Raw genomic sequence first — 9,462 nt, forward strand, 5'->3', positions numbered from 1 at the left:
CGGAATCTCGCGAGACTTCCAAGACCTGGCTGAACCGGCGCGGCTCGTTCCGCTTATTTGCGGGAGGGACTGTACAATCTCCGGTTTGTTTCCTTCAGTCTCTCGACCAGTGGTGCCTTTGTGGGCGTTCAAAAAAGCATTCAAACATCGGCACCTGCGGCCGACCAGGCGCCCAAGGTGGGCTTCGTCAGCCTGGGTTGTCCCAAGGCGCTGGTCGATTCCGAGCGCATCCTCACCCAGTTGAAGGTCGAGGGTTACGAAATCGTGCCGAGCTACGGCGCGGCGGATGCCGTGGTGGTCAATACCTGCGGCTTCATCGATGCGGCCGTGCAGGAATCGCTCGACGCGATTGGCGAAGCCCTGCATGAGAATGGCAAGGTGATCGTTACCGGCTGCCTGGGCAAGCGCTCGGAGCTGATCCGCGAAGCCTATCCGGACGTACTCGCCATCACCGGCCCGCAGGACTATGCGAGCGTGATGCAGGCGGTGCATTCGGCCTTGCCGCCGCAGCGCAATCCGCTGCTCGACATCATCCCGGACACCGGCATCAAGCTCACGCCGAAGCACTATGCGTATCTGAAGATTTCCGAGGGCTGCAATCACCGTTGCAGCTTCTGCATCATTCCGTCGATGCGCGGCGACCTGGTGTCGCGCCCGGTGGATGAAGTGCTGCTGGAAGCCGAGCGCCTGGTGAAGGGCGGCGTGAAAGAGCTGCTGGTGATCTCGCAGGACACCAGTGCCTACGGCGTGGACGTGAAGTACGCCGAGCGCCAGTGGCGCGACAAGAGCTACCGCACGCGCATGACCGAGTTGTGCGAAGGCCTGTCGGAGCTGGGCGTGTGGTCACGCCTGCACTATGTCTACCCGTATCCGCATGTGGACGAAGTGATGCCGCTGATGGCGGAGGGTAAGATCCTTCCGTATCTCGACATCCCGTTCCAGCACGCCAGCCCGCGCATCCTCAAGCTGATGAAGCGCCCCGGCAATATCGACAAGACGCTGGAGCGCATCCGCAACTGGCGCAAGCTGGTGCCGGATCTGACTATTCGCAGCACCTTCATCGTCGGCTTCCCCGGCGAGACGGATGCGGAGTTCGAAGAGCTGCTCGACTTCCTGCGTGAAGCGGAACTGGACCGCGTCGGTGCGTTTGCCTATTCGCCGGTGGATGGCGCCAAGGCCAATGAGCTGCCGAATCCGGTCTCCGAAGAGCTCAAGGAAGATCGGCTCGAGCAGTTCATGGCCGTGCAGGCGGAAATTTCCGCCGCCAAGCTGCAGCGCAAGATCGGCCGCACCATCAAGGTGCTGGTGGATGAAGCCGGCGCCGCGGGTGCGGTCGCACGCTCGGCCGCCGATGCGCCGGAGATCGATGGCGTCGTGCATATCGCCGGCGGCCAGTCGCTCAAGCCGGGTCAGTTTGTCGACGTGGTGGTGGAAGACGCCGACGAGCACGACCTGCACGCGCGCCTGGTCGGCTAAGCCTTGATGCGATGAGGGCGTGATGCGATACGTCGCGCCTGCTCGCGGAAGCATCGACCCCGCGGCCTTCATGCGCCTGCCATTGGCGGACTGGCAGGCGCCCGCCGAATGGCTGCTCGGTGAGCACTGGCCGTCCATCGCCGTGCTCAATGCCGCCCGTTCCGATGTGATGCACGAACGCTTCGTGGCGCAGACGCCGAGCTTGCTGCATGACGGCCAGCATTACGAGCAACGCATTGCCACGCACGGCGAGATCGCCACGCGTGAGTCCAATTGGCATGACCTGTTCAACGCCGTCATCTGGTTGCGCCACACGGCACTGAAGCGGGCGCTTAACGCCCAGCAGGTCGCCGAGATCGCCGACATGGGCACCAAGCTGCGTTCGCGGCCGCAATACGCCATGACGCATTTTGATGAGGCAGGTGTCATCGTGGTCTTGCGTGATCCGCGCTTGCTCGACCTGTGGGACGCCCACGACTGGCATGGCTTGTTCTGGCGCGAACGTGCGGCATGGCTGGATGGTCGCGCCGCAGTCGAGGTTTTTGGCCACGCCCTGCTGGAGCATGCGCTGACCCCGGATAAACTGCTGGTGGGCAAGGCCCTGGTCTTCCTCGCGGGCGCCGACGGTGGTGACGCAGCTGCGGTTTGTGCCGACGCGATCGCCGCGGGGCAGTTGCTGCGCGACCCGTTGGAATTACGACCCTTGCCGCTGTCAGGCCTTCCGGGCTGGCATCCGGACAATGGCAACGAGGCTTTTCACCTGAGTACGGCCTGCTACCAGCCACGCCGTGCAGGACGCGAATACCCGCAGCCAGGCTCTCTTTAGCGCAAAAACTTGCGAAATTATAAAATTGCGGTGGCGCGGCGAACGCGCTACAACGCCAATAGCGGCGAACCGCGCGGGAGCAGGCAATGGACATGGCTTGTCGGGTGCGCTTGGGGAAAGGATGGCGTAGCTCGTGCCGGGGCGGTTTTCTGGTAGGTCTGCTGGCGCTCGGCTTGCCGCTGCATGCCGAACCGGCGGCCGCGACCAAGGCGCCCGACACCTTCCGTTTCGGCATCCTGCCGGTCGGCAGTGCGGCCGAATCGCGCGACCAGTGGCAGCCACTGCTGAAGGACCTCGAAAAGAAGCTCGGGCGCCCGGTCCATATCGTGTCGGTCAGCAGCTATGCCGGACTGTTCGGCGCCATCAAGGACCAGCGCGTGGACGCCGCAATTCTGTCGGGGCGCCTGGCCACGGAGGCCGTCGAACACCAGCACATGAGCGTGATCGCCCAGTTCGTGCGCGGCAATGACGGCAAGGGCAATGTCGCCATGCTGATGGTGCGCGCGGATGGTCCCATCCACCAGCTGGAGGATATGTTCGCCAAGCCGGGACATTGGCGTTACGCGCGCAGCGAGATGCTTTCCGTGGGGGGCTATATCGCGCCCGAGGCCGAGGTATTCGCCACGCGAGGCCTCAACTCGGACACCTTCTTTGCCGGCGTGCGCGTGGGCAACCAGCAGAACAATGCCTTGGCCCTGGTCAATGGCGAAGTCGATGTGGTGGCCAATGATGGCCCCGACCTCTACTTGTTCCGGCAGGATTTCCCCGGCGAGGCGTCGCAGCTGAGGGTCATCTGGCAATCGGCCCCGCTTCCTCCGGAAGTGCTGGTCGTGCGGGAATCGATGCCCGCGGCCTTGCGCAACGAGCTGACGTCGTTCCTGCACGGCTACGGGCATTCTCCCGGCGTCGTTGGCGAGCGGGAACGGGGCAACCTCAGCCGTATCCCGGATTTGATCGGTTTCGCCCCAGCCGACAACCGGGTGCTGCAACCTTTTGTCGATATGGAGTTCCTACTGATACGGGAACAGGCCCAGCACGGGCAATGGGTCAACGAGCAGGCGCGGGAAGCGCGCTTGAGCCAGATCGATGCGGACTACCAGCGCGCGGTGCGCGCGTTGATGCAGCACTGATAGCGTACTCGCTGGCCCGTGCCCGGGTGTCGTCCGCCCGCTGTAACGAGGCTGTCGTACGTTTGCGTGCGGCAGGCCGATTTCAATCTGATGGAGATATCGATGTCCGCTCTTTATCGTGTATTGCGCGTGGGTCGCCTGGGTTTGCTGGCGCTCGTACTCGGCCTTGCCTCGGTGGCGCACGCCCAGATGGCGCCCTCGGGCCTGCCCGATGCCGACAAGCAGCAAATCAAGAACTACACGTTGAACGAGGACATCTTCAGCCGCCTGGTCGCCGCGACCAAGGAGGCTCGCGCCGAAGGCATTCGACCCCAGGCAGCACCCGATCCAAGCAAGGTGCACAGCCTGGACGATCTTGCCGCGCAGGCGATGGCGGGCGACCAGCGCATTCCGGCGCTGGTGAAGAAGAACGGTTTTACGCCGCGCGAGTTCATGCTTGCGAACATCGCGCTGACCAACGCCATCCTCGCGGTGCAGGCGCGCAATGATCCTGCGCTGGCGAACAACCTCAACCAGGTCTGGGTCAATCCCGCCAACATCCGCTTCATTGATGCGCACCAGGCCGAAATCTCCGCCTTGATGCAGGGCGGTGCTGACCACCCGGCCGATGGCCAGGCTCAGTAGTCCACCGCGACGATGACGAAGCGGGTCGGCCCGCCGGGCAGTTCCGCTTCGAATTCGTCGTCGAGCCGCTTTTTCAGCGCGGCGCGCGCGAGTGGCGAATCGATGCTGATCCAGCCGAGTTTGGCGTCGGTTTCGTCCGGGCCCACGATGCGATAGCGCAGGCTGTCGCCGGAAGAGACGTTTTCCAGTTCGATGCTGGCGCCGAAGAACACCACCTCGCGATCGGCCGGCGCGCCCTCGGCGACCTTGAGCGAAGGAATGCGCTTGCTCAGGTAGCGCACGCGCCGATCGATCTCGCCGAGTTGCTTCTTGCGGTAGGTGTATTCCGCATTCTCCGAGCGGTCGCCTTCGGCGGCGGCAGCGGCCAATGCCTTCACCACCTCCGGGCGCAGCGTATGCCAGAGGTGATCGAGCTCGGCCTTGAGTCTTTCGAAGCCTTCGCGCGTGATGATGGCGGTCGAGGTGGGCGAGGGTGGACGCCAGCGGCTCATGCGGATTTGGTGTGCTCGTGCAGTTGTTGCGACAGCGCGTCAAACTCGCCGCGCAAGGGATGATCGGGCCAGGCAGCCACCAGTTTACCAAGCAACACGGCGGCTTCGGCCTGCCGCTCCGGCATCGTGGCCAACAGGCGCGCCGCCAGCAAGCCATAGTGCGGGGCCTCGGGCGAGCGGGGCCACTGCGCGAGAAAACCGCGGCACAGCCGCACCGCGAGTCGGCTCATGCCGGAGCGCGCGGCAAGCTCGGCCAGTGGTCCCGCGGTGGTGGGATCATCCGGCACGAAGTGACTGTCCAGCTCCGTGCATTCCTGCACGAGGCCCAGCGCGCGGCGTGATTCGCCATTCGCCATCAGGGCGGCGATCCAGATCTGGCCGTGCACCAGCAAGGCATCATGCAGGCCTTCCTGGCGCAGCAGGTCGCGGTAGGCCTGATGCAGCGACGGTGGTGCGCCGCGATGCTGCAGGCGCGCGGCGAGCAGGCCTAGCGCGGTGCGACGGTCGCTGCATGCGATGGCCTGGACCTCATGCAGCAATTGCGCGTCCTCGTCCTGGCCGTTTTCCGCGGCCAATACTTCCGCTTCCGGTGTCAGGCCGAAGCGTTCGTGGCGCTGGTGGATCATTGCGCCCATCAGGTGCAGGTTGAGGATGATCAGATAGGTATAGGCGAATGCAAACAGCGGCAGCGACAACAGTCGCGGCAGGAAGCTGGTGGCGGCCGATGCGCCCAGGATCAAGGCGCCGGTCGCCAGATTCAGCCCCACCGGTATCAGATAGGCCGTGCCGAATCGGCGCATCACCTCCCACCAGGTCACCGGGCTCAGCGCCAATTCAACGCTGCCGTCGAAAGCCAGCGACATGTCGATGGCGGGCAAGGTGATGGCGAACAGGATCATCAGCGGCCATACCGCAGGCGGATAGAACATGCCGCTCAGCACGCATAGCGCCACGGCAAACAGGTGCACGCCCGTGAGACCACGTCCCGCGGCGGGATTCTCCTCGACACCGATATTCGGCGGATCCGCATAGCCGTTGGCGGTGTGCAGCATGCAGGTGGCCGCATAGCGCCAGGTGGCGGTCCACAAGGCAAAGGTGGCAAATAAGCCGACAAACGCCGGCAGGATCACCGCGTAGTGCGCGATGGCCAGGGCGGTGCAGGTGGCCAGGCCCGCGCCGCGCAGTGGATAGCCGAAGCCCGCGATGAATCGTTCGAGAAAAGGCGTGTCAGGCGAGACGGTGGCGACGTGGGTCATGGATGGCAGTCGCTCAACACTCGCCAGCGAAGACAGGGCCCGGCGCGACCGGCACCAGACAGGGGCTGGCGCCATCGTGGCGGCCGATCAAGGTGTCATGCATGGCGTTCCGTCCGGTGGTTGCGCGGTGATTGTAGCCAAGTGGACAGCGCGGCTTGGCGGCCTTCACGATTTCGTCGCGGCCACGACGGTCGCGGCAGCAGCGTGTGCGAGTTGAGTCATTGACCCCGTGCGCAGTAATGTCGGCCCTTCGATCCGACAGTGAAGTCGTCCATGTTTCCCCGTGCCTTCCCCTTTACCCTACGTCTGGCTCCCCTGGCCGGCGCCGTCTTGCTGCTTGGTGCATGTGCCTCAACCGGCAAAGGCCCCACGCCGCAAGCCAATCAGCTCTATGCGCAGCTCGACCAGGCCAGCAAGGGTTATGAAACCGCGCTGGCGCAGGCGCGACAGGGCAATGCGGCCGCCGCCCAGCAGACGCTGGATGCATCGCTCGATCAGCTGAAGACCGCCGCCGCGCATTGCGGCAAGACGCCTGGCTGCGATCCGCAGCGTTTCTTCTCGGCGTTCGATCGCTTGTTGCGTTTGAAGGATGGCAATTTCTCCGTCGGCGACGACATGGATGGTGCGAATGACGAAGCGCCGGAGGGAACCGTTGCCGGCAGGACGGGCGCGGCCAGCCTGCCCGAGGCGCAACGCAGCGTCACCTTGCTGCGTGGACAGCCGCTGTCCCAGTTGATCGCGATGAACGGCCCGGTGAAGGCAGCGCTGGAAATGTGGCTGACCCAATGGCGTCCCAACTTGATGGATGCCTACGTCAACTACCAGTTCCTGCGCCACCAGATGTGGCCGCCCTACGAGCGGGCGGATCTGCCGGAGGCGCTGCTGTTCGGCATTCTGGCCAAGGAATCCGGTGGCAAGGTGCACGCCGTATCGCGCTCCGGCGCGGCGGGGCCGTTGCAGTTCATGTATGCGACCGGCATGCGCTTTGGGCTGGGCATGGAAGACGGCTTCGACACTCGCTTCGATCCTGCCGAAGCAGCCCGTGCCAATGCCGACTACCTCAATGAGCAGCTCGGGGTGTTCAACAACAATCTTGAGCTGACGATTGCTGCGTACAACGGCGGCGAAGGCCGCATGAAGCGGCTGGTTGGTGACGACACCTCGGTCAGCCTGTACGACCCGCGCGTCTACAACCAGCTTTCGCAGGAGACGCGCGACTACGTGCCAGCCGTGCTCGCCGCGGCGTGGCTGTTCCTGCATCCGGAAAGCTACAACTTGCGCTTTCCGCACGTGGACGGCGTTCCTGGCAGCGTCACGCTGCAACGGTCGATGTCGCTGACCGAGATGACGGTTTGCCTGGGCTCGGCCGGCGGCATGAGCGACGGCTGGTTCCGCACCTTGCGCAACCTCAACCCACGCCTGGATCCGCAGGTGGCGCAACCTGCCGGTACGCGCGTCGTGATACCCAGGGTCTTGGAGAGGCCGTTCGCGGCGCGCTGCACCGATGGCCCCTGGCCGATCCTGGCCAATGACCTGCATACGGCCGTAATCCCCGTCGTGCCGTCCACGCCGACACCGCCGCCGCCGGTGACGCGATCGTCGAGCACGACCCGGACGCGCGGCTACGTGGTCAGGCGGGGCGATACGCTGACCAGCATCGTGAACAAGCTGGGTTGCTCCTCGATCGAGGAAGTGACCGACATCAACGACCTCAAGCATCACCAGCTCAAGCCGGGGCAGACCTTGAAGCTGCCGACGTGTCGATGAGCAGGTTTCGGCCAGCGTGGTGATGCTGTTCGCAGCAAGAAAAACGCCGCCCCGGAGGGCGGCGTTTTTCGTTCCACGGGTCCTTCCGGATCAGGCGGCGGCGGGCGCCTGCATCCACTTCTCGACGGTGTCTGCGCGATGGTCTTCCTTCAACTCACGCAACACACGCATCAGCTGGCGATGATGCGGCTGCAGGTTGGGGTAGGGCGTGTCCTTGGTCTCGTGATAGGCCGCAGCGAGCCACAGGGCGATGCCGCGCATGGCCACTTCCGGATTGTCGGAGCGGGCACGCGCAAAGCCGATATCGGTGCCCTGGCCCCAGGGCAGGTAGCGTTCTTCCGGGGGCGTCCCGTAGAGGTGCGGGAAGTCGCTGCGCGCCGCCTGCCCGATTTCACGCAGCGCCATCGTGCCGAGACGGGAGCGGCTGCGCTTGGGGAGTTCGTTGATGCTGTGCTCAATCTCGCGAAATTGCCGGCCCAGCTGCCGGCCGCGGTTCATCGCAATAAGTCGGGTCACGATGCGCACGGGCTGTCCTCGGTCTGACCACGGGTGGCGCGCACATGGCGCTGTCGAGGCGAGATCTTAGTCGTGCTCCCTGTGACATTGCGCCAAAAAGGTCACAAAACGACGCGGTGCGTCAGCGTCGCGTCAATATTTTGACGCGACGATCGCTCAGCCCTGGAGCTTCACACCCAGTCGCTGGCCTACCTTCACCGCCTCTTGCGGCGCGAGCCCGTCGAGTTCAGCCATGCCTTCCGGGAACAGCAAGATCACCGTGGAGCCCATGTTGAAGCGGGCCATTTCGGCGAAGCGCTCCAGCGTAATGTTCTGGCCGCTGAAGGACTTGCGACGGATCGAGGAGGCATAGGGCGGGATCACCAGGCCGTCCCACACGGTGGCCACGCTGGACACCAGGATGGCGCCGACCATCACCACCACGAACGGGCCATGCTCGCCCTCGAAGTGGCACACCAGTCGCTCGTTGCGCGCGAACAGGCGCGGGATCGCTTCTACCGCAAACGGCGCCACGCTGAAGATGCGGCCGGGCACGTGCACGGTTTCCTTCAGCGTGCCCGCCAGCGGCATGTGCACGCGGTGGTAGTCGCGCGGCGACAGGTAGATGGTGGCGAAGCGACCGTTGCGATATGGCGCGGCGCTGGCCTCGTCGCCCAGCAGCTCCGCGGCGGTGTACTCCTGGCCCTTGGCCTGGAAGATACGGCCGTCGACGATCTTGCCCAGCTGGCTGATCTTGCCGTCGGCAGGCGAGAGCAGGGCGGTCGGGCTGGTGTCGGCGCGACGCGCATCGGGCCGCAGCTTGCGCGTAAAGAACGCATTGAAGTGCTGGTAGGCCAGTGCATCCGGCTGCGCCGCCTCGGCCATATTGACCTGGTAATTGCGCACAACGGTGCTGATCAGGAAGTTCTTCCACGGCTTGAACGTCCAGCGCGTGGCCCAGTAGACCACGCGCGACAGGGCGCGATGGGGAAGGATGTATTGCAGGAGTACGTTAAAGGTCATCCCGCAAGTATGAACGATGCGCGCGATTATTACGCCCCGGGCTTGGGGCTGCGCCTTACTCCCCCTGGGGGGCGGGTGCTCGCGATGGTGCGATTGCCGAGCGTTGTCGCCCGCCTGCTGATCATGACCGAAGGAAGCCCATGTCGGGTGCAACTGGCGAGCTCTGCTCCTTCTCCCCTCCGGGGAGAAGGTTGGGATGAGGGGCGGGTGCTCGCGGTAGCGCGACAACTGAGCGTGGCTGCAAGGGTGCCGCTTACGCAGCGGGCGTTCCGAACCGCTGCCGCGGTCCGGGTCACTTTTCTTTTGCTGGCCCAAAAGAAAAGTAACCCAAAGAAAATGGCCTCAAGAGCTCATAGCATTACGTGGGATGCGAG

General features: G+C 64.5%; 9 protein-coding genes. 5 read left to right on the forward strand and 4 right to left on the reverse strand.

All coding sequences use genetic code 11. The features are described 5' to 3' along the window. Positions 1-120: 120 nt before the first annotated feature. From rimO to OUZ49_RS03805, 4 genes are all read left to right on the forward strand, one after another. Positions 121-1,476, forward strand: a complete 1,356-nt coding sequence (rimO, locus tag OUZ49_RS03790; protein ID WP_380004686.1) for a 30S ribosomal protein S12 methylthiotransferase RimO — start codon at positions 121-123, stop codon at positions 1,474-1,476. 22 nt (positions 1,477-1,498) lie between these two features. Further along, complete coding sequence (locus OUZ49_RS03795; protein ID WP_266148605.1) at positions 1,499-2,302, forward strand: DUF3025 domain-containing protein; 804 nt, start codon at positions 1,499-1,501, stop codon at positions 2,300-2,302. A gap of 92 nt (positions 2,303-2,394) precedes the next feature. Next, entirely contained in the window at positions 2,395-3,432 is a 1,038-nt protein-coding gene (gene phnD / locus OUZ49_RS03800) for a phosphate/phosphite/phosphonate ABC transporter substrate-binding protein (protein ID WP_266148655.1), read from the forward strand. A 102-nt stretch (positions 3,433-3,534) separates the two neighbouring features. Beyond that, positions 3,535-4,056 carry a hypothetical protein gene (locus tag OUZ49_RS03805; RefSeq protein ID WP_266148606.1) on the forward strand — a complete coding sequence of 174 codons (522 nt, stop codon included), beginning with the start codon at positions 3,535-3,537 and terminating at the stop codon, positions 4,054-4,056. On the opposite strand, the gene greB is transcribed toward OUZ49_RS03805, so the two are convergent. Further along, positions 4,050-4,547: a transcription elongation factor GreB gene (gene greB, locus OUZ49_RS03810; protein WP_266148607.1), complete on the reverse strand. Its 498-nt coding sequence runs from the start codon at positions 4,545-4,547 to the stop codon at positions 4,050-4,052. The genes OUZ49_RS03805 and greB overlap by 7 nt on opposite strands. After that, positions 4,544-5,803 carry a tetratricopeptide repeat protein gene (locus tag OUZ49_RS03815; protein WP_266148608.1) on the reverse strand — a complete coding sequence of 420 codons (1,260 nt, stop codon included), beginning with the start codon at positions 5,801-5,803 and terminating at the stop codon, positions 4,544-4,546. The genes greB and OUZ49_RS03815 overlap by 4 nt, the downstream gene beginning before the upstream one ends. Positions 5,804-6,076: 273 nt before the next feature. Here OUZ49_RS03815 and OUZ49_RS03820 point away from each other — a divergent pair, with 273 nt between their 5' ends. Beyond that, positions 6,077-7,570, forward strand: a complete 1,494-nt coding sequence (locus OUZ49_RS03820) for a transglycosylase SLT domain-containing protein (RefSeq protein WP_266148609.1) — start codon at positions 6,077-6,079, stop codon at positions 7,568-7,570. A 90-nt stretch (positions 7,571-7,660) separates the two neighbouring features. Here the strand turns inward: OUZ49_RS03820 and OUZ49_RS03825 are convergent, their stop codons facing one another. Together OUZ49_RS03825 and asd are read right to left on the reverse strand one after the other, a co-directional pair. After that, entirely contained in the window at positions 7,661-8,095 is a 435-nt protein-coding gene (locus OUZ49_RS03825) for a hypothetical protein (RefSeq protein ID WP_266148610.1), read from the reverse strand. Between the two features lie 147 nt (positions 8,096-8,242). Beyond that, positions 8,243-9,088 (reverse strand): archaetidylserine decarboxylase, encoded by an 846-nt coding sequence (gene asd / locus OUZ49_RS03830; RefSeq protein ID WP_266148611.1) that lies wholly within the window; start codon positions 9,086-9,088, stop codon positions 8,243-8,245. Positions 9,089-9,462 lie beyond the last annotated feature (374 nt).

Source organism: Dyella halodurans (genome assembly GCF_026283925.1).
Classification (GTDB): domain Bacteria; phylum Pseudomonadota; class Gammaproteobacteria; order Xanthomonadales; family Rhodanobacteraceae; genus Dyella; species Dyella halodurans.

Excerpts from the sequence above, each read along its gene's own strand:
- greB (WP_266148607.1), bottom strand. The coding sequence starts at position 4,547 with ATGAGCCGCTGGCGTCCACCCTCGCCCACCTCGACCGCCATCATCACG.
- OUZ49_RS03795 (WP_266148605.1), top strand. The coding sequence starts at position 1,499 with ATGCGATACGTCGCGCCTGCTCGCGGAAGCATCGACCCCGCGGCCTTC.
- OUZ49_RS03820 (WP_266148609.1), top strand. The coding sequence starts at position 6,077 with ATGTTTCCCCGTGCCTTCCCCTTTACCCTACGTCTGGCTCCCCTGGCC.
- OUZ49_RS03815 (WP_266148608.1), bottom strand. The coding sequence starts at position 5,803 with ATGACCCACGTCGCCACCGTCTCGCCTGACACGCCTTTTCTCGAACGA.
- asd (WP_266148611.1), bottom strand. The coding sequence starts at position 9,088 with ATGACCTTTAACGTACTCCTGCAATACATCCTTCCCCATCGCGCCCTG.
- phnD (WP_266148655.1), top strand. The coding sequence starts at position 2,395 with ATGGCTTGTCGGGTGCGCTTGGGGAAAGGATGGCGTAGCTCGTGCCGG.
- OUZ49_RS03805 (WP_266148606.1), top strand. The coding sequence starts at position 3,535 with ATGTCCGCTCTTTATCGTGTATTGCGCGTGGGTCGCCTGGGTTTGCTG.